General features: G+C 66.9%; 18 protein-coding genes and 1 riboswitch. Of the genes, 3 read left to right on the top strand and 15 right to left on the bottom strand.

The features are described 5' to 3' along the window. Window positions 1–21: 21 nt before the first annotated feature. From DWV11_RS10110 to DWV11_RS10160, 11 genes are all read right to left on the bottom strand, one after another. Entirely contained in the window at window positions 22–816 is a 795-nt protein-coding gene (locus DWV11_RS10110; RefSeq protein ID WP_115788745.1) for a ribonuclease HII, read from the bottom strand. Beyond that, window positions 813–1,574: a signal peptidase I gene (gene lepB, locus DWV11_RS10115; protein WP_115788746.1), complete on the bottom strand. Its 762-nt coding sequence runs from the start codon at window positions 1,572–1,574 to the stop codon at window positions 813–815. The genes DWV11_RS10110 and lepB (DWV11_RS10115) overlap by 4 nt, the downstream gene beginning before the upstream one ends. Next, complete coding sequence (lepB, locus tag DWV11_RS10120; RefSeq protein WP_115788747.1) at window positions 1,575–2,252, bottom strand: signal peptidase I; 678 nt, start codon at window positions 2,250–2,252, stop codon at window positions 1,575–1,577. Window positions 2,253–2,325: 73 nt separating this feature from the next. Further along, window positions 2,326–2,679: a 50S ribosomal protein L19 gene (rplS, locus tag DWV11_RS10125; RefSeq protein ID WP_115788748.1), complete on the bottom strand. Its 354-nt coding sequence runs from the start codon at window positions 2,677–2,679 to the stop codon at window positions 2,326–2,328. Window positions 2,680–2,952: 273 nt separating this feature from the next. Next, a complete protein-coding gene (gene trmD, locus DWV11_RS10130; protein WP_115788749.1) occupies window positions 2,953–3,768 on the bottom strand; it encodes a tRNA (guanosine(37)-N1)-methyltransferase TrmD in 816 nt (271 codons plus the stop codon). Then, complete coding sequence (rimM, locus tag DWV11_RS10135; protein WP_115788750.1) at window positions 3,765–4,349, bottom strand: ribosome maturation factor RimM; 585 nt, start codon at window positions 4,347–4,349, stop codon at window positions 3,765–3,767. Before rimM ends, trmD begins: the two co-directional genes overlap by 4 nt. Window positions 4,350–4,493: 144 nt before the next feature. Continuing rightward, window positions 4,494–4,736: an RNA-binding protein gene (locus DWV11_RS10140; protein ID WP_070347547.1), complete on the bottom strand. Its 243-nt coding sequence runs from the start codon at window positions 4,734–4,736 to the stop codon at window positions 4,494–4,496. A 1-nt stretch (window position 4,737) separates the two neighbouring features. Then, a complete protein-coding gene (gene rpsP / locus DWV11_RS10145; RefSeq protein WP_115788751.1) occupies window positions 4,738–5,160 on the bottom strand; it encodes a 30S ribosomal protein S16 in 423 nt (140 codons plus the stop codon). 223 nt (window positions 5,161–5,383) lie between these two features. Next, window positions 5,384–5,821, bottom strand: a complete 438-nt coding sequence (locus DWV11_RS10150) for a hypothetical protein (protein WP_210725716.1) — start codon at window positions 5,819–5,821, stop codon at window positions 5,384–5,386. A 96-nt stretch (window positions 5,822–5,917) separates the two neighbouring features. Further along, window positions 5,918–6,790, bottom strand: a complete 873-nt coding sequence (locus DWV11_RS10155) for a VOC family protein (protein WP_115788753.1) — start codon at window positions 6,788–6,790, stop codon at window positions 5,918–5,920. Between the two features lie 83 nt (window positions 6,791–6,873). Continuing rightward, complete coding sequence (locus tag DWV11_RS10160) at window positions 6,874–7,971, bottom strand: amidohydrolase family protein (RefSeq protein ID WP_115788754.1); 1,098 nt, start codon at window positions 7,969–7,971, stop codon at window positions 6,874–6,876. A 127-nt stretch (window positions 7,972–8,098) separates the two neighbouring features. Next, window positions 8,099–8,206, top strand: a riboswitch (TPP riboswitch). On the opposite strand from DWV11_RS10160, the gene thiC reads away from it, so the two are divergent. After that, on the top strand, window positions 8,202–10,013 hold the full coding sequence (gene thiC / locus DWV11_RS10165; protein WP_115788755.1) for a phosphomethylpyrimidine synthase ThiC: 1,812 nt from the start codon (window positions 8,202–8,204) through the stop codon (window positions 10,011–10,013). Its footprint overlaps the riboswitch before it by 5 nt. Before the next feature lie 6 nt (window positions 10,014–10,019). On the opposite strand, the gene DWV11_RS10170 is transcribed toward thiC, so the two are convergent. Together DWV11_RS10170 and ffh are read right to left on the bottom strand one after the other, a co-directional pair. Beyond that, the gene (locus tag DWV11_RS10170) at window positions 10,020–10,757 is read right to left on the bottom strand and encodes an alpha/beta fold hydrolase (protein ID WP_115788756.1); all 738 of its coding nucleotides are present in this window, start codon (window positions 10,755–10,757) and stop codon (window positions 10,020–10,022) included. Between the two features lie 104 nt (window positions 10,758–10,861). Next, entirely contained in the window at window positions 10,862–12,436 is a 1,575-nt protein-coding gene (gene ffh, locus DWV11_RS10175; protein ID WP_115788757.1) for a signal recognition particle protein, read from the bottom strand. A gap of 174 nt (window positions 12,437–12,610) precedes the next feature. Here ffh and DWV11_RS10180 point away from each other — a divergent pair, with 174 nt between their 5' ends. Next, window positions 12,611–14,011, top strand: coding sequence for a glucose-6-phosphate dehydrogenase (locus DWV11_RS10180; protein WP_115788758.1), 1,401 nt, complete (start codon window positions 12,611–12,613; stop codon window positions 14,009–14,011). Between the two features lie 162 nt (window positions 14,012–14,173). On the opposite strand, the gene DWV11_RS10185 is transcribed toward DWV11_RS10180, so the two are convergent. Beyond that, window positions 14,174–14,512 carry a P-II family nitrogen regulator gene (locus tag DWV11_RS10185; RefSeq protein WP_070347556.1) on the bottom strand — a complete coding sequence of 113 codons (339 nt, stop codon included), beginning with the start codon at window positions 14,510–14,512 and terminating at the stop codon, window positions 14,174–14,176. After that, complete coding sequence (locus DWV11_RS10190; protein WP_115788759.1) at window positions 14,509–15,855, bottom strand: ammonium transporter; 1,347 nt, start codon at window positions 15,853–15,855, stop codon at window positions 14,509–14,511. Before DWV11_RS10190 ends, DWV11_RS10185 begins: the two co-directional genes overlap by 4 nt. A 272-nt stretch (window positions 15,856–16,127) precedes the next feature. Between DWV11_RS10190 and DWV11_RS10195 the strand changes: the two genes are divergently transcribed. Beyond that, window positions 16,128–17,360 (top strand): MFS transporter, encoded by a 1,233-nt coding sequence (locus DWV11_RS10195; RefSeq protein WP_115788760.1) that lies wholly within the window; start codon window positions 16,128–16,130, stop codon window positions 17,358–17,360. Window positions 17,361–17,414: the final 54 nt, after the last annotated feature.

The following is a 17,414-nucleotide window of genomic DNA, read 5'->3' on the forward strand; positions in this document are numbered from 1 at the left end:
CCGTGCGGACCGGCTGCGGCGCTAGAGGAGGTTCCAGCTGCTCCGGTGGTGGCTGCTGGGGCCGGCGGACCGCAGGGCTTCCCGGTGGGCGGAGGTGCCGTAGCCCTTGTTTTCGTTCCAGGCAAAGTCCGGATATTCGCTGTGAAGGTCAAGCATCATGCGGTCCCGCGCCACTTTGGCCAGGACGCTGGCGGCCGCGACGCTGAGACAGGAAATGTCCGCCTTGACCCGGGTGTGCACCGGGACGTCACACGCCGTCACGCCGGGATCGTCTGCGGTGTCCGCATCGAACAGGGAAACCTGGGCGGGCAGCGAAAGCCAGTCGTGACTGCCGTCCAGCAGCACCACGTCTGGCCGCGTTCCAGCGGCCAGGAGTTCGCTCCAAGCCCGGTTGCCGGCGAGCCTCAGGGCAGCGATGATGCCAAGGCCGTCGATCTCGGCGGCGCTGGCGTGACCGACGGCGGCTGCGACCGCCCAACCCCGCACCAGCGGCTCAAGCCGTTCGCGGTCTTCAGCCTTGAGCAGCTTGGAGTCGCGGACGCCGTCGAGCAGGCCCTGGTCCTGGAGGTCGACGACGGCGATCCCCACCGAGACGGGGCCGGCGAAGGCGCCGCGGCCCACTTCATCGACGCCGGCGAGCAGCCGCACGCCCGGGGCCAGGAAGGTCCGTTCAAAGTCCAGCGTCGGGGCGGCCGGGGAAACCTTCGCACCGCGCGCAACAGCGCTCCCCTTACGCGCACCGGCTTTGCCGCTCCCGGCCTTGCCCGCGCCGGCCTTACCCGCGCCGGCCTTGCCTCCGGCAGCCCGCGTGCTCATTTGCCCGTGGGCGCGGTGCTGGAGCTGCTGTCTTCGGGAGACGGCGCCGGAACGCTCCGGAAGACTTCAGCGTGGTTGTCAAGGACCTGCCAGCGGCTCACGGGCCAGGCGATCACGGCAGCCTTGCCTTCGACGTCGGGAAGGTTGATGAAGCCGCCGTTGATTTCGAGGTGCTCACGGGAGTCCGCCGAGTTGTTGCGGTTATCGCCCATGACCCAAATTTTCCCAGCCGGGACGATCACATCAAAGGGGTTGGCGTTGGGCGGTTCGGCGGGGTTGAGGTAGTCCTCGTTCAGAACGGTGCCGTTGACACTGACCCGGGCCTGCGAGTCACAGCAGACCACATGGTCGCCGGGCAAGCCGATGACGCGCTTGACCAGGTGCTGTTCTGTCTCGTCCGGAAGCAGGCCCACGAAGGCGAGGCTGTCCTGCAGCCATTTGAAGGGTCCTGGGTCTTCCTTCGGGGTGGCCGGGAGCCAGCCCTGGGTGTCCTTGAACACCACAATGTCGCCCCGCTGCAGCGCGAAGGGCTCCGGCACCAGCAGGTTCACGAAGATCCGGTCGTCCTTCTCCAAGGTTGCCACCATCGACTCGGACGGGATGAAGAACGCCTTGAACAGGAAGGTCTTGATGAGGAAGGACAACACGATGGCGATGCCCACCACCGTGCCGATCTCTTTGAGCCAGAGCAGGAACTGATTACCCTTCTTGCCGTCCTCTTCCGGCGTCGAGGCTTCCTGTTCGGGATTCTCCGGCATCTACTGTCCGTTCTTAGAAGGTGGTTCGGCCACGGCAGGCCTTGGCAGTTCTGCCAATCTATCAAGTGGCCAGATGATCCGGACCGGCCTGCCGATCACCCGCTCCACAGGAACCAGTCCGCCGCCCGGGGCGCCCAGCAGGCTGCGGGAATCCGCGGAGCGCGAGCGGTGGTCGCCCATGAGCCAGAGGCGGCCGCCAGGGACCACGACGTCGAACTGCTGCGCGCTCGGCGCGTCCCCCGGATACAGGTAGGATTCCTCAACTGCCTGACCGTTGACTGTGAGCCTGCCGTCCACACCGCAGCAGCGCACGTGGTCCCCCGGGATGCCGATGACCCGCTTCACGTAGGTGGTGTCGCTGCCGGTCAGGCCCAGCCAATGCCCGACGGCGGCCGCCGCGTCTGCCAGTGGGCCCTTGCCGCTGTTGAGGGGCGCAAAGGTCCCGCGGCCGTCGAAAACCACGATGTCGCCGCGTCGGATGGGTTCGGAACCGAAATCGGTGCGGGAGACCAGGATCCGGTCCCCGGTGCCGAGGAGCGGTTCCATCGATTCCGAAGGAATGAAGTAGACGTCGATCCAGAGCGAACGGACCAGGCCGCTGATGGCCACTGCCAGGACCACTCCGAGCAAAACAAAACGCCAGCCCTGTTTCCGGGGCTGGCGTTCTGCGTGGTCCATGATTCGTATCCCTGTTGCGTTGCCGATTGCGCGGCCGGGACGATCACGGGACCCGCTGCGTAAGTCGGAAGACTTACTTGTTGAAGTCGCGCTTTTCCTTGATCTTCGCAGCCTTACCGCGCAGTTCGCGCATGTAGTAGAGCTTGGCGCGGCGGACGTCACCCTTGGTGACGACCTCGATCTTTTCGATGATCGGGGAGTGCACCGGGAAGGTACGCTCAACACCGACACCGAAGGAGACCTTGCGGACCGTGAAGGTCTCGCGGACGCCGTCACCCTGGCGGCCCAGGACGAAGCCCTGGAAGACCTGGACGCGGGAGTTCTTGCCTTCGATGATGTTCACGTGAACCTTGAGGGTGTCACCGGCGCGGAACTCGGGAACATCGTTGCGCAGCGATGCTGCATCTACGCTATCGAGGATATGCATTGATCCACTCCTGGTGGACGCCACAGGTCATCCACTTTGGGTCACGGCGGCCAAGCCCGGAGCTGTCCGGAAATTGCCGCCGAAGTTCAAAAGAGCGGCTCCGCCACTGATCGGCGGTGCCGCGTGTCCGGCTGTTGGTTGCGCTCCCCCTGTGGCAGGTGCGGACCCAGCAGACACAAAGAATAATTTTGCCATACCACCGGGCGCCCGGCCAATTCCCGCACGGCTTTTTCCGGATCGCCTTTCGGCTGTTCCGTCGCGGACTCCCCTCCGTCAGGCCGGCGGGTTGCCCCCTGCGCCGTTTCCGCCGCGCCGGCGCAGGCGGCCGTCGACGACGTCGTACCCGAGTTCGGCGAATGCGGTGCGGTCCGCGCGGTCCAGGGTGCCGGCGTCGAACCCGTCCAGGAGGTCCGGACGGCGCGCGGCGGTGCGCCGGAACTGTTCGTGGCGGCGCCAGCGGGCGATCTTGCCATGGTTGCCGCTGAGCAGGATCTCTGGAACGTCGCGGTCGCGCCAATTGGAGGGCTTGGTGTAGACCGGATATTCGAGGAGCCCGTCCGAATGCGATTCCTCGATGAGCGATTCGGGGTTGCCGACGACGCCGGGCAGGAGCCTTCCGATGGCCTCGACCATGGCAAGCACCGCCACTTCGCCGCCGTTGAGCACGTAGTCGCCCAAGCTCATGGGTCGGACGGTAAAGTGCTCCGCCGCCCATTCGATGACCCGCTCGTCGATGCCTTCGTAGCGGCCGCAGGCGAACACGAGATGCTCTTCTTCGGCGAGTTCGTAGGCGGTGGCCTGGGTGAAGCGCTCCCCCGCCGGCGAGGGAACCACCAGCACCGGCCGCCGGTCGCCCGGCGCTGCGGCGGCCACGGATTCGAGGGCCTGCGCCCACGGTTCAGGCTTCATCACCATGCCGGCGCCACCGCCGTAGGGCGTGTCGTCAACCGTGCGGTGCTTGTCCGTGGTGAAGCTGCGGAGGTCGTGGACGTTGAGGTCCAGGATGCCGTCCTGGCGCGCCTTGCCGATGAGCGAAAGCTCCAGCGGGGCCAGGTAGTCCGGGAAGATGCTGACGACGTCAATCCTCACGCGCGGGCCCCGTCGCCTTCACGCCCGTCGCCCTCGGAACCGGCGCCCTCGGAACCGGCGTCCTTCGTGTCGTCGCTGTTGAGCTCGAACAGCCCGGGCGGCGGTACGAGCAGCACGTAGCCGCCTTCAGGGTTGACCTCGGGGACGATCTCCTCGACGAAAGGCACCAGGATTTCCGTGCCATCGTCGCCTTCGATGACCAGCAGGTCCTGCGCGGGCATGGTGTTCAAGGCGGTGACCCGGCCTACCACCTGCGAGCCGACCCGGGCTTCGAGGCCCACCAGCTCGTGCTCGTACCAGCCCTCCTCGCCGTCGTCCTCAAGCTCTTCGGTTTCGACGAACAACTTGGCGCCGCGGATTTCCTCGGCACGATTGCGGTCCGCGACCTGCTCGAAACCGAGCAGCAGGATGTCCTTGTTCCAGCGGGCGCTGCGGATGGTCAGCGGGCCGAACTTGGCCGGTTCCACGCGGAATTCGGTGCCGGGAACGAAGCGGGCCTCGGGCGCGTCGGTGAGCACCTGGACCGTCACCTCGCCGCGGATTCCGTGGGGCTTTCCGATCCTGGCCACCTGAAGCTGCATGGTTTCCTCTGATTTCCTACGCTGTGCCGCGCCGCTGCGGCGGGCGGCCCGAAAAGTCTGATGGGGGCGAAAAAAGGAATCCGGCCCCTCCACCATTATCTGGCGGCGGGACCGGATCCAAAGTCCAGCTATTGCTGAGCGCGTCTACCGGCGGCGGTCGGTGTCGACGACGTCGACCCTGACCTGCTCGCCACCGGCCAGAGCCGCGATCACAGTGCGCAGTGCGCGTGCGGTGCGTCCCTGGCGGCCGATGACCCGGCCGAGGTCGTCCTGGTGGACCCGGACCTCGAGCGATTCACCGCGGCGGTTGTTCCTGGCACTGACCTTGACATCCTCAGGGCTGTCGACAATGCCGCGGACCAGGTGTTCGAGCGCTTCTGCCAGCAATTTACTCGGCCTCGGTGGCTTCTGCCTCGGGAGCTTCGGCTTCCTCAGCGGCCTCTTCCTTCTTGGCCTTCTTGGTGATGGCTTCGGGGATGATCACGGAACCCTTTTCCGGAGCGACGAAGGCTTCCTTCGGAGCCTTGGTCTTCAGGGTGCCTTCCTGGCCCGGCAGGCCCTTGAACTTCTGCCAGTCACCGGTGATCTTCAGGATGGCGGCAACCTGCTCGGTCGGCTGGGCGCCGACGGACAGCCAGTACTGGGCCCGCTCGGAGGCGACCTCGATGTACGAGGGCTCCTCGGTGGGGTGGTACTTGCCGATTTCTTCGATGGCACGGCCATCGCGCTTGGCGCGGGCGTCCATGACAACGATGCGGTAGTACGGTGCGCGCATCTTACCGAAGCGCTTGAGGCGAATCTTAACGGCCACTTTTGTGGTCACTCCTGTTTCTGAAACGAGGGTGAACCCGTCGTTCTGCACCCGTGGGGCGGGCCGTACTTGAGGGTTCTAAGGACAGGATGCGCGCACGGAGAGAGGGGCCGCACGGATCGAGTACCTGTCCATTGTGCCAGATGGCGGACGGGAATTCGAACCGGAGCGTCCGGGGTGTCGCGCGCGCCGGAGGCGCCCCGGAAGGAACCCGCGAGACCGTTCAGACGGACCAGACGTAGAGCCCGGCCCGTTCGGACTTTTCGACGTCGGCGGCCAGCGCCGCCAACTGCTGGACGTAGCCCCGGGACTCCTCGACGCCGAAGGGCATGTCTTCCTGCGCGGCCCAGCTTGCGGCGACGTCGTCCAGGACGTTGCCCTCGCCTTCACTTTCGTAGCTGAGCAGCTCGGAGAGGGCGCGCACCATGGCGGCAGGCACGCCCAGGAGCGCGTCGCTGGTGACGTCGACCATGGCCAGCTCGTAGTCCGCGCCCGCGGCGTGGACCGCGGTGCCGGCCAGGTCCCCCAGCTGCTCCACTTCGAAATCGCTGATGCCGGGGATGCGGACGGCCGCCCCGGCCACGTCGCCGCCACTTTCCAGGGCAGCCGCCCGCTTGAGCGCTTCATCGTGGGTGGCAACAAAAATTTCGGCAAAACCCATGGAAAACACTCTCATTCATCCGTTCCAATGCAGGCCTGGCGACGGCCGGAAATACCGGAATCGCGCCGTCCCGATCAGCGTAACGGACCGCGTGGCTTAACGGACGGCTACGCGGAGCCGGTTGCGCCACGGATCTTCGAAGCGCAGTTCCAGTCCGGTGTGGTGGGATTCGATTCCCGCGGCCTTGAGGCGGTCTGCCAGCGCCCCGACGTCGTCGCCGGACGGCACTTCGATCACCACTTCGCCCAGGCCCAGCGTGTCGCGGCGCGGGCCGGCACCGCGGCTGTTCCAGACGTTCATGGCCATGTGGTGGTGGTAGCCGCCTGCGGAGACGAACAAGGCCTGGCCGTGCCATCCCGCGGTCCGCTCGAATCCGAGGGTGTCGACGTAGAAGTCCTGGGCGGTCTGCACGTCGCCCACCTGCAGGTGGACGTGCCCGACACCGGCGCCGGCGGCGTGCTGGCCGGCCACCGCTTCCTCGCTCAGGTGTTCCTGGAGGTAGCGCTGCGGCGGCAGCGGAAGGCTGTCCATGACCACGGAGGTGCCGTTCCATTCCCAGCCGTCACGGGGCTTGTCGTAGTAAAGCTCGATTCCGTTGCCCTCGGGGTCGGTGAAATAGAAAGCCTCGCTGACCAGGTGGTCCGCGCTTCCGACGAAGGCGCGCGGCTCGTACTGCGCCGCCGTCGCGATCGTGGCTGCGAGCGCGGCACGGTCTTCAAACAGCAGGGCGGTGTGGAAGAGTCCGGCCTCGCTGCGCCCGGGGATCTGCAGGCCCACAGCCGGGGCGAGGTGCACCAGGGGCTTCCCGAGACGGCCGTAGTAGAGCCCGCCGTCCTGCTCGGCCACGACATCCAGGCCCAGGGCGTTGCCATAGTAGTCGCCCATGAGCTTCATGTCGCCGACCTTGAGCATGACGGTACCCATGGTGAGATCGGCAGGAAGCAGGTCCTGCGTGGATGCTGCGGTCATTGAAACTCCCGAAAAGTGTTGGCGCCGTCGATCGGCGCTTCTACTCTTACTAAATTACTTGAAGCTTCAATTTATTCCAAGGGTTATCTGACAACTTTCCCGCCGAGCACCACATGCTTCAGCCGGGCGACGCTCGCCAGTGTCTGCCGTGGATCCTCAGCGCAGAGCACGACGTCGGCCGGGGCTCCTTCGCTGATGGCCCCGGCGCCCAGCCACTTACGCGCTGACCAGCAGGCGGCGTCGAGGGCCGCTGCGGCGGGGAGCCCCGCGCGGTGCAGTTCGAGGATCTCCTCGGCGATGCGGCCGTGCTTGATGACGCTTCCGGCGTCCGTTCCCGCGTGGATCCGGACTCCGGCGTCGTACGCTTCCCCGATCCGCTCGTGGCGGCTCTCCCAGAGCGCCAGCATGTGTGCGGCGTAGCGGGGGAACTTGGCTTCGGCTTGCCGGGCGATGTCCGGGAACGTGGCGATGTTAACCAGGGTGGGCACGATCGGCACGGCCTGCTCCACCAGGCGCGGGATGTGCCGGGGCAGCAGCCCGGTGGCGTGCTCGATGCAGTCGATGCCGGCGTCGAGCATGTCATCGATGGTGTCCTCGGCGAAACAGTGGGCTGTCACGCGGGCACCTTCGTCGTGGGCGGCGGCGACGGCATCCCTGACGACGGCGGCGGGGAAGGAGGGCCTGAGGTCACCGGCGGAGCGGTCGATCCAGTCCCCCACGAGCTTCACCCAGCCGTCGCCCGCACGGGCCTGCTTCCGGGCTTCCTGCACGAGTTGTTCCGGTTCGACCTCCACGGCAAGGCCCCGCAGGTAGCGCCGGCTGCGGGCGATGTGCCGGCCTGAGCGGATGATCCGGGGGACGCCCGCGCTCCCCTGCAGCCAGCGGGTGTCCGCCGGGACGCCGGCGTCGCGCACCAGGAGGGTTCCGGCGTTGAGGTCTGCGGCGGCCTGCGCCCGGGCGGTGTCCTCGTCCACGGCACCGCCTGGCCCGAGGCCGATGTGGCAATGGGCATCCACAAAGCCCGGCAGGACCCAGCCGTCCAGGACAAACTGCGGCTGCTGTTGCGGTCGGGTGAAGGTGAGCCGGCCGGCCACGGACCACAGCCCGCGGCGTTCCTCGGCGGGCCCGCTCAGTACCGGGCCGCTGAATTCGATGATGCCGGTTCCGGCGTCGACGGTCATTGCTGAAGGCCCCTTTCCACGGCAATCCTGGCCCCCAAGCGGTCCAGCCCGAGCCCTGCCTCATGCACGCCGCCACAGTAACATCCGGGCTTTTCGGTCCCCGCGCCCGGGCCTGTGGTAGCTTCGACTACGACCACACGGGGGCCCATGCATGGGCTGAGATCAGGCTGGCGCAGCCTGCGACCGTTGAACCTGTCCGGGTAATGCCGGCGAAGGAAGTGAGTAATCCTTTGAGTACCTCAGAAGCACAGCACAGCCCTGCCCAAAACGGCTCCGCCGAGGTGACGCAGTCGCTGAAATCGCATTCCCTGGCCTACATCAAGGACCCCGCCGCAGGCATCCGCGTGCCCGTCACGGAGATTGCGCTGGAGCCCTCCCCCAACGGCGAGGCGAATGCGCCCCTGCAGGTCTATCGGACCGCCGGGCCGGGCAGCGATCCGGTGGTGGGCCTGGAGCCGTTCCGCGCGGCCTGGATCGAAGGGCGCGGCGACACCGAGACCTACAGCGGCCGGGAACGGAACCTGCTCGACGACGGCAAGTCCGCCCTGCGCCGCGGCGCCGCCTCCGCCGAGTGGAAGGGCGCCCAGCCGGTGCCGCGCCGCGCCGTCGAAGGCAAGACGGTGACCCAGATGCACTACGCCAGGCAGGGCATCGTCACCCCGGAGATGCGCTTCGTGGCGCTGCGCGAAAACTGCGACGTGGAACTGGTCCGCAGCGAAGTGGCTGCCGGCCGGGCCATCATCCCCAACAACATCAACCACCCCGAGTCCGAGCCGATGATCATCGGCAAGGCCTTCCTGGTGAAAATCAACGCCAACATCGGCAACTCCGCCGTCACCAGCTCCATCGCCGAAGAGGTGGACAAGCTGCAGTGGGCCACCCAGTGGGGCGCAGACACCGTCATGGACCTCTCCACCGGCGACGACATCCACACCACCCGCGAGTGGATCATCCGCAACTCCCCCGTGCCGATCGGCACCGTTCCGATCTACCAGGCGCTGGAGAAGGTCAACGGCGAGGCCAACGCTCTGACGTGGGAGATCTTCCGCGACACCGTGATCGAACAGTGCGAGCAGGGCGTGGACTACATGACCATCCACGCCGGCGTGCTGCTGCGCTACGTGCCGCTGACCGCCAACCGTGTGACGGGCATTGTGTCACGCGGCGGATCCATCATGGCCGGTTGGTGCCTGGCCCACCACGAGGAGAACTTCCTCTACACCCACTTCGATGAACTGTGCGAGATCTTCGCCAAGTACGACGTCGCGTTCTCGCTCGGCGACGGCCTGCGTCCCGGCGCGACGGCGGACGCCAACGACGCCGCCCAGTTCGCCGAACTGGACACCCTGGCCGAGTTGACGCAGCGCGCGTGGGAGTACGACGTGCAGGTGATGGTCGAGGGGCCGGGCCACATTCCGTTCCACATGGTCCGCGAGAACGTCGAACGCCAGCAGGAACTCTGCAAGGGCGCACCGTTCTACACGCTCGGCCCGCTGGTCACCGACGTCGCACCCGGCTACGACCACATCACCTCGGCCATCGGCGCCACGGAGATCGCCCGGTACGGCACGGCGATGCTCTGCTACGTCACCCCGAAGGAACATCTGGGCCTGCCGAACAAGGACGACGTCAAGACCGGCGTAATCACCTACAAGATCGCCGCACATGCCGCAGACCTGGCCAAGGGACACCCGGGTGCCAACGAACGTGACGACGCCTTGTCCAAGGCACGCTTCGAGTTCCGCTGGCGGGACCAGTTCGCGCTGTCGCTTGACCCGGTGACCGCTGAGTCGTTCCACGATGAAACGCTCCCCGCGGAGCCGGCCAAGACCGCGCACTTCTGCTCAATGTGCGGGCCGAAGTTCTGCTCCATGCGCATCAGCCAGGACATCCGCAACGAGTACGGCTCGGCCGATTCGCAGGCGGCCATCGCGGAAATGTATGCCGGTATGCGTGAAAAGAGCGAGGAATTCCTGGCGGCCGGCGGGAAGGTCTACCTGCCCGAGCTGAAGCTCCCGGAAACCTCGGGAAACCGCGGCTAGACCGGCTTAGGCCGGGTGCCCGTAGCCTGGCTGCGGCGCCCGGCCGGCTTCCGCAATGAAGGAGCGGATGATCCGGTCGCCTTCGGGCGAATCATGGGGCCGGTGTCCTCCTGCCGCGACGCGGTGGAGGGCACCGGTTTCGCGCAGGTAGCCTGCGATCTCCTCGTACAGGGGTTCCCAGCCGCCCGTGAGCACCAGGGTGGGGACGCCCGGAACGATGTGCAGCGGCGCATCCCACGGCGGAGCCTGCAGCCTGAGCCGCCGGGCGACGCGCTGCGGGTCCTCGTTCGACGGCGGCCCGGTAACGGCGGAGGCCGTGCGGCGCCGGAACTCCTGCAGGTATTCTTCATCACCCTTCCGGTGCCGGGCACCGAACAAGGGTTCCATGAGGCTCCGGTACGCCATGGTGGCGGGAAGTTCCGCGGTCAGGGACAGGCAGGCCGGTTCCACCAGCACCAGGGTGCGCACCAGTTCCGGATGTTCAACGGCGACAAGCATGGCCGGGATGGCGCCTTGGGAATGCGCCACCAGGTGTCCACCGGCATTCCCATCGCTATCCAAGGCATCGAGGATGATCGCGACGTCGGCAGCAACGGACGGCTCCACAGGCTCCGCCACGGGGTCGAAGCCGTGGCGCCGCAGGAAGAGGGCGTCATACTTCAAGGCCATGCCGTGCTGCTTCGGCCAGGCAGCGGCTCCATATGAACCGCCGCCGTGGACGAAGACAACACGCTGCTTTTCCATTGTTTCACCGTATTCCATGGCCCTGACATCCCAACTGACCGGCAGTAGATGTCGTTTTGAGCCCCCACCACGACGTTGACTGCGACCCAGTGGGGTAGGCGGTGTTACTTGCCGAGGAACTTGTCGAAGCCCTTGGGCAGGTTCAGCTGCGAAGGATCGAAGTCGGCCGCGCCCTGGCCGAAGGCCGCACCGGTGGCCGCGGACGACGGGGCGCTGCGCTTGGCTTCGGCCTCACGCAGCTGCTGGGCGGCCTTGGCCGGGTTGCCGGAGCGGGCCTTCTTCTTGGGCGCGTTCTTGCCGCCCTTGCGGGCACCGCCGCCACCCATGCCGGGCATCCCGGGCATTCCCGGCATGCCGCCGCCCTGGGCCAGCTTCTTCATCATCTTCTGGGCCTGGGCAAAGCGTTCCAGCAGGCCGTTGACCTCGGAGACGTGCACACCGGAACCGCGGGCGATGCGGGCGCGGCGGGAACCGTTGATGATCTTCGGAGCCACACGCTCGTGCGGGGTCATGGAGCGGACGATGGCTTCAACGCGGTCGATCTCGCGTTCGTCGAACTGCTCAAGCTGCTGGCGGATGTTCTGTGCACCCGGCATCATCATGAGCATCTTCTTCATGGAGCCCATCTTGCGGATCTGCTGCATCTGGGCCAGGAAGTCGTCCAGGGTGAAGTCTTCCTGGTCGGCGAACTTCTTCGCCATCCGGGCGGCTTCGTCCTTGTCCCAGTTCTTCTCCGCCTGCTCAATGAGCGACAGGACGTCGCCCATGTCGAGGATGCGCGAGGCCATTCGGTCCGGGTGGAAAAGCTCGAAGTCGTCCAAGCTCTCGCCGGTCGACGCGAACATGACGGGTTTGCCGGTCACGGACGAGACGGACAACGCGGCACCGCCGCGGGCGTCGCCGTCGAGCTTGGACAGCACAATGCCCGTGAAGTTGACGCCTTCGTCGAAGGCCTGCGCGGTGTTGACCGCGTCCTGGCCGATCATCGAGTCGATGACGAAAAGTACTTCGTTGGGGAAGATCGCCTGGCGGATGCGGCGGGCCTGGTCCATCATTTCGGCGTCGACGCCGAGACGGCCGGCGGTGTCCACGATCACGACGTCGTGCAGCTTCTGGCGGGCCTCCTCGACGCCGGCCTTCGCGACGGCGACCGGGTCACCGGTGGGGGTCTCGAGGTCGGAGGTGGTGCCGGGGTGCGGGGCGAACACAGGCACGCCGGCGCGGCCGCCGACCACCTGCAGCTGGGTTACTGCGTTCGGACGCTGCAGGTCGGCCGCCACGAGGACGGGGCTATGGCCCTGGGCCTTCATCCACTTGGCAAGCTTGCCGGCGAGGGTGGTCTTACCGGCACCCTGGAGGCCGGCGAGCATGATGATGGTCGGTCCGGACTTGGCCAGCCGGATGCGGCGGGTCTCCCCGCCGAGGATCTCCACGAGTTCCTCGTTGACGATCTTGACGATCTGCTGGCTCGGATTCAGCGCGGCCGAGACCTCGGCGCCGAGGGCACGTTCGCGGATGCGTCCGGCGAATTCACGGACCACGGGGACGGCAACGTCCGCGTCCAGCAGGGCGCGGCGGATCTCCCGGACGGTGGCATCGACGTCGGCCTCGGAGAGGCGGCCCTTGCCGCGGAGATTCTTGAAGGTTGCTGTCAACCGGTCAGAGAGTGAATTGAACACGCGCCGTGCACTTCTTTCAATGGTCTACGGATGGCGGCCTAAGGGGCACGCCTGCATCATTGCCGATCTTTGTCCCGGACAACCCTGATTCGACGACAACACTGATTCGACGTGGCTGCGGGACCCGACTATCTAGGGTACCAAGTTGCACCTCCAAGATGGCATGCTGGCACAGTGACCAGCGAAAACACTGTGAAAACACTGCTCATCCTCGGTGCTTCCGGGGACCTCACCGGCCGGCTGCTGCTGCCGGGGCTGGCCCGGCTGGTGGCCTCGGGACGGGCTTCGGGGTTGAAGCTGGTGGGCGCAGGCTCGGATCAGTGGACCCCGGCGCAGTGGGCCAAACGGGTCCACGATTCCTTCGCCGAAGCTGCCGAATCCGCCGGCGCAGAGGGCAAGGCGGCCCTCGCCGCCATGGAAAAGGGCACCGCCTACCATGGCATCGACGTCACCGCGGAGGGCAGCCTGGCCGGACTGATCGGCGGGTTGGAAGCGCCCGTTGCCGTGTATTTCGCCCTTCCGCCGCAGGTCAGCCAGAAGGCCTGCGAAATCCTGGACCGGGAGCACCTTCCGGCGGGCACCCGGCTGGTCCTGGAAAAACCCTTCGGTTCCGGCGTCGGCTCCGCGGAGGCCCTGAACCGGACGCTGGCACGGCTGGTCCCGGAGGACCACGTCCACCGCGTGGACCACTTCCTGGGAAAGGCCACGGTGCTGAACATCCTGGGCCTGCGCTTCGCCAACCGCTTCCTCGAACCGGTGTGGAACCGCGAGCACATCGAGAAAGTGGAGATCATCTTCGACGAGGACCTGGCCCTGGAGGGGCGTGCGCGGTATTACGACGGAGCCGGCGCCCTGAGGGACATGATCCAAAGCCACCTGCTGCACATCATGGCCTTGCTGGCCATCGACGCCCCGGCCACCATCGGCGAGCGCGACCTCCGCGATGCCATCTCGACCGTCCTGCGCGCCAGCAGCATCACCACCCCGTACAGGAATTCAACCCGCCGTGCCCGCTACAGCGCCGGAACCATTGGCGGCCGCGACATTCCCGACTACGCGGCCGAGGAAGGCGTGGACGCCTCCCGCAACACCGAAACCCTCGCGGAGGTGCAGGTGGGCATCGACAACTGGCGTTGGAAGGGCGTTCCCTTCACCCTGCGCTCGGGCAAGGCCCTGGGCATCAAGCGCAAGGAAGCCGTGGTCACCTTCCGCCCCGTGCCCCACCTGCCTGACGGTTTCCAAGGCGTGGACGCGCCCAACCAGTTGCGGATCGGCTTCGGCCCGGACACGCTGAAGCTCGACGTCGACGTCAACGGCCCCGGCGACATCTTCAGCCTTGACCGCACCACGCTCCTGGCAGAGCTCAATGCCTCCGAACTGCTCCCCTACGGTGAAGTGCTTGAGGGCGTGATCAACGGCGACCCCCTGCTGTCCGTGCGCGGCGACACCGCGGAACAGTGCTGGCGGATCGTGGAACCGGTCCTTGCCGCCTGGGCCAGGGATTCGGTCCCGCTGGAGAAGTACGACGCCGGAAGTGCCGGTCCCGCGGAATGGCCCACCGCCGTCGAGCGCTGACTCCGCCGCGCCGTCGAGCGCTGACTCCGCCGGACAAAAGACGTGCCGGACAGCAGGACAAGCCGGACACAGAAGAACGGGCCGGGTACCTTGCTGGTACCCGGCCCGTTCCTTGCCTCCGGCGGACAGCCTGCCGATCAAGCGGCGGCTGCGCTGGTCCTTCTAGATAGCGGCTGCGCCGCGTTCTCCGGTGCGGACCCGCACTGCCTCGTGGACGTCCACCGTCCAGACCTTGCCGTCGCCGGCGCGTCCGGTGTTGGACGAGGCGATCAGGACATCCAGGATGTCGTCGGCCTGTTCGTCGGTGGCCAGTACCTCGATGCGGATCTTCGGAAGGAGGTCGACGTTGTACTCGGCTCCCCGGTACACCTCGGTGTAGCCGCGCTGGCGGCCGTATCCGCTGGCCGCGCTGACCGTCAGTCCTTGGACGCCGTAGGCCTCGAGGCCTTCGCGGACAGCCTCAAGCTTCTCCGGACGGACAATCGCGGTGATGAGCTTCATGCCTGGACACTCTCCTTGCTTGCAGTGGTGGCTTCGGTGGTTTCTTCGGCCTCGGCCGGAGCCGACTTCTTGCCGGTGATCAGGTCATGGAGTGGCTGGAAGCTGCCGCCGTGTCCGCCGACGCCGAATTCGTAGGCGGTTTCGGCGTGCAGGCTCAGGTCCGCGCCGGCGATTTCCTGGCGCTCGGAGATCCGGAAGCCCATGATCTTGTGGATCGGGTACGCGATGACGAACGTCATGACCGCGGTGAAGGCGATCGAGGCGAGTGCCGCCAGGACCTGGGCCACGAGCTGGGTGGTGCCGCCGCCGTAGAAGAGGCCGGCAGCGCCCTGGGTGGGGGTGGCAAGGAACCCGATGGCCACGGTGCCAATGACACCGGAGACAAGGTGGACACCCACGACGTCGAGCGAGTCGTCGTAGCCGAGCTTGAACTTCAGGCCGACAGCGAGAGCCGAGGCGACGCCGGCCACCGCGCCGAGGGCGATGGCGCCCAGCGGGGAAACGTTCGCGCAGGCCGGGGTGATGGCCACGAGGCCGGCAACCACACCGGAAGCCGCGCCAAGCGAGGTCGGGTGGCCGTCGCGGATGCGTTCCACCACGAGCCAGCCGAGCATGGCAGCAGCCGGGGCAACGAGGGTGTTGATCCAGATCAGGCCGCCCTGCTCCACCGTGGCGGCGGCACCGGCGTTGAAGCCGAACCAGCCGAACCACAGGATGGCTGCGCCAAGCATGATCAGGGGCACATTGTGGGGACGGTGGTTCGGGTCCTTGCCGAAGCCCTTGCGGTTGCCGATGATCAGCACGAGGATCAGGCCGGCCACACCGGCGTTGATGTGCACCACGGTGCCGCCGGCGAAGTCGATGACCGGGGCGAAGGTCTTGCCGAACCAGCCGTCAGCCGAGAAAAGGCCGCCGCCCCAGACCATGTAAGCCATGGGCGCATAGACCAGGGTGGCCCAGAGCGGGGTGAAGAGGGTCCAGGCCGAGAACTTGGCACGGTCGGCGATGGCGCCGGAGATCAGCGCCACGGTGATGATGGCGAAGGTGGCGGCGTAGCCGACCTTCAACAGATCGGCCGGTTCGGTGAAGTTGTGAAGGCCGAAGTGACTGAAGGGGTTCGCGAAGATCTGGAAGAAGTTGTCCTCGTTGCTGGTGGACATGGAGGCGCCCCACAGTACCCAGACAATGGCCACGGTGCCGATGGCGATGAAGCTCATCATCATCATGTTCAGGGCGGCTTTGGCACGGGTCATGCCGCCGTAGAAGAATGCCAGGCCCGGGGTCATGAACAGCACGAGTGCTGCTGCGACCAGGAGCCAAACGAGACCGGCGGTAAATTCCATGGTCTGCGTCCTCTCTGCTTTATGCGGCAAGTGCCGCCTGTACCAACGCCGTTTGCGTTCTACACAAAAGTTTCAGCTCGCAGTGTTTCGCCCGCGCGGGATTTAGATTGCGCGCCTGTTACAAGAACTTCCCAAACGTAAATGGTGCATATCCTCCGCGTTACAACGATGTTTCGTGGGTCACACCAGGCCGTCGGAGTCATCGGCGCACGGCCTTTGTTACCTTGGAAGCACCGCCCCGAAACCCCGCCAACCTTGAGGTCAGCCGCCGCATGCGAGAAACAACCCGGGAAACCGCTTCCGGTTCCCACACCCCGCTCCGGCGCCCGGCGCTGCCCCGCGACATCAAGGTGATGCTGCTGGCGGCGTTCCTGATTGCCCTCGGCTTCGGTCTCGTGGCTCCCGTACTGCCGCAGTTCGCCACCACGTTCGATGTCGGCGCCACCGCCGCCGCGGTGATCGTGAGCATCTTCGCCTTCATGCGCCTGGCCTTCGCCCCGGCCGGCGGCGCCCTGATCGGCAAGCTGGGCGAGCGCACGGTGTACGTGTCCGGCCTCCTGATCGTGGCGGTCTCGACGGCGGCCTGCGCCTTTGCCCAGGACTACTGGCAGCTGCTCATCTTCCGGGGGCTCGGCGGCGCGGGGTCGGTGATGTTCACCGTGGCTGCCATGGGCCTGCTGATCCGGCTCGCACCGCCCGAAAGCCGGGGCCGGGTGTCCGGCGCCTATTCCTCGGCGTTCCTGCTGGGCAGCGTTCTCGGCCCCGTGGTCGGTGGCCTGCTGGCCGGCTTCGGCCTGAGGGTGCCGTTCCTGGCCTACGCCGCGGCTCTGGTGCTGGCCGCCCTGCTGGTCCGGTTCCAGCTCGGGGCCCGGCCATCCGCCGGCCCTGGGGCCGGGACCGCCGCCCCGGCCATGCCGATGCGCGAGGCCATGGCCAATCCGGCCTACAGGGCGTCGCTCTTTTCCGGCTTCAGCAACGGCTGGGCGGTCTTCGGCGTGCGCATGGCCACGGTGCCCCTGTTCGCCGTCGCCGTCCTCCAGGCAGGAACGGCCTCCGCAGGCTGGGCCCTCGCGGTGTTCGCGGGCGGCAACGCCGTGGCCCTGAGCTTCTCCGGCCGCCTCGCGGACCGGATCGGCCGCAAGCCGCTGATCACTGCCGGTCTTGCCGTCACAGGGCTCGCGACGGCGTCCATCGGCCTGACGGACAGCTTGGCCACGTTCCTCCTTGTCTCAGCCGTGGCGGGTTTCGGCTCCGGTGTGCTCAACCCGGCCCAGCAGGCCGCCGTCGGCGACATCCTCGGACAGGGCCGTTCCGGGGGGAAGGTGCTGGCCACCTTCCAGATGGCTGCCGACGCCGGAGCGATCGTCGGCCCGGTCCTGGCCGGCGTGCTCGCCGACGCCTTCGGTTACGGCTGGGCCTTTGCCGCGACCGGAAGCCTGCTGCTGCTTTCCGCTGCCTGGTGGCTGACCGCGCCCGAAACGCTGCCTGGACGCCAGGCGGCATAGCCGCATGTTTCCTAGGCGGGGAAAGAGCCCGCTTTACATCGTCTAGGCTGGCTG

The sequence above is a fragment of the Arthrobacter silvisoli genome, assembly GCF_003369445.1.
Lineage (GTDB): Bacteria > Actinomycetota > Actinomycetes > Actinomycetales > Micrococcaceae > Arthrobacter > Arthrobacter silvisoli.

Bases quoted from the DNA above. Each gene is read 5' to 3' on its own strand.
- DWV11_RS10185 (WP_070347556.1), bottom strand. From the start codon at position 14,512: ATGAAGCTCATCACCGCGATTGTCCGTCCGGAGAAGCTTGAGGCTGTC.
- DWV11_RS10160 (WP_115788754.1), bottom strand. From the start codon at position 7,971: ATGACCGTCGACGCCGGAACCGGCATCATCGAATTCAGCGGCCCGGTA.
- lepB (WP_115788746.1), bottom strand. From the start codon at position 1,574: ATGCCGGAGAATCCCGAACAGGAAGCCTCGACGCCGGAAGAGGACGGC.
- DWV11_RS10170 (WP_115788756.1), bottom strand. From the start codon at position 10,757: ATGGAAAAGCAGCGTGTTGTCTTCGTCCACGGCGGCGGTTCATATGGA.
- rplS (WP_115788748.1), bottom strand. From the start codon at position 2,679: ATGCATATCCTCGATAGCGTAGATGCAGCATCGCTGCGCAACGATGTT.
- DWV11_RS10155 (WP_115788753.1), bottom strand. From the start codon at position 6,790: ATGACCGCAGCATCCACGCAGGACCTGCTTCCTGCCGATCTCACCATG.
- lepB (WP_115788747.1), bottom strand. From the start codon at position 2,252: ATGGACCACGCAGAACGCCAGCCCCGGAAACAGGGCTGGCGTTTTGTT.
- DWV11_RS10190 (WP_115788759.1), bottom strand. From the start codon at position 15,855: ATGGAATTTACCGCCGGTCTCGTTTGGCTCCTGGTCGCAGCAGCACTC.
- DWV11_RS10195 (WP_115788760.1), top strand. From the start codon at position 16,128: ATGCGAGAAACAACCCGGGAAACCGCTTCCGGTTCCCACACCCCGCTC.
- rimM (WP_115788750.1), bottom strand. From the start codon at position 4,349: ATGCAGCTTCAGGTGGCCAGGATCGGAAAGCCCCACGGAATCCGCGGC.
- DWV11_RS10110 (WP_115788745.1), bottom strand. From the start codon at position 816: ATGAGCACGCGGGCTGCCGGAGGCAAGGCCGGCGCGGGTAAGGCCGGC.
- DWV11_RS10150 (WP_210725716.1), bottom strand. From the start codon at position 5,821: ATGGGTTTTGCCGAAATTTTTGTTGCCACCCACGATGAAGCGCTCAAG.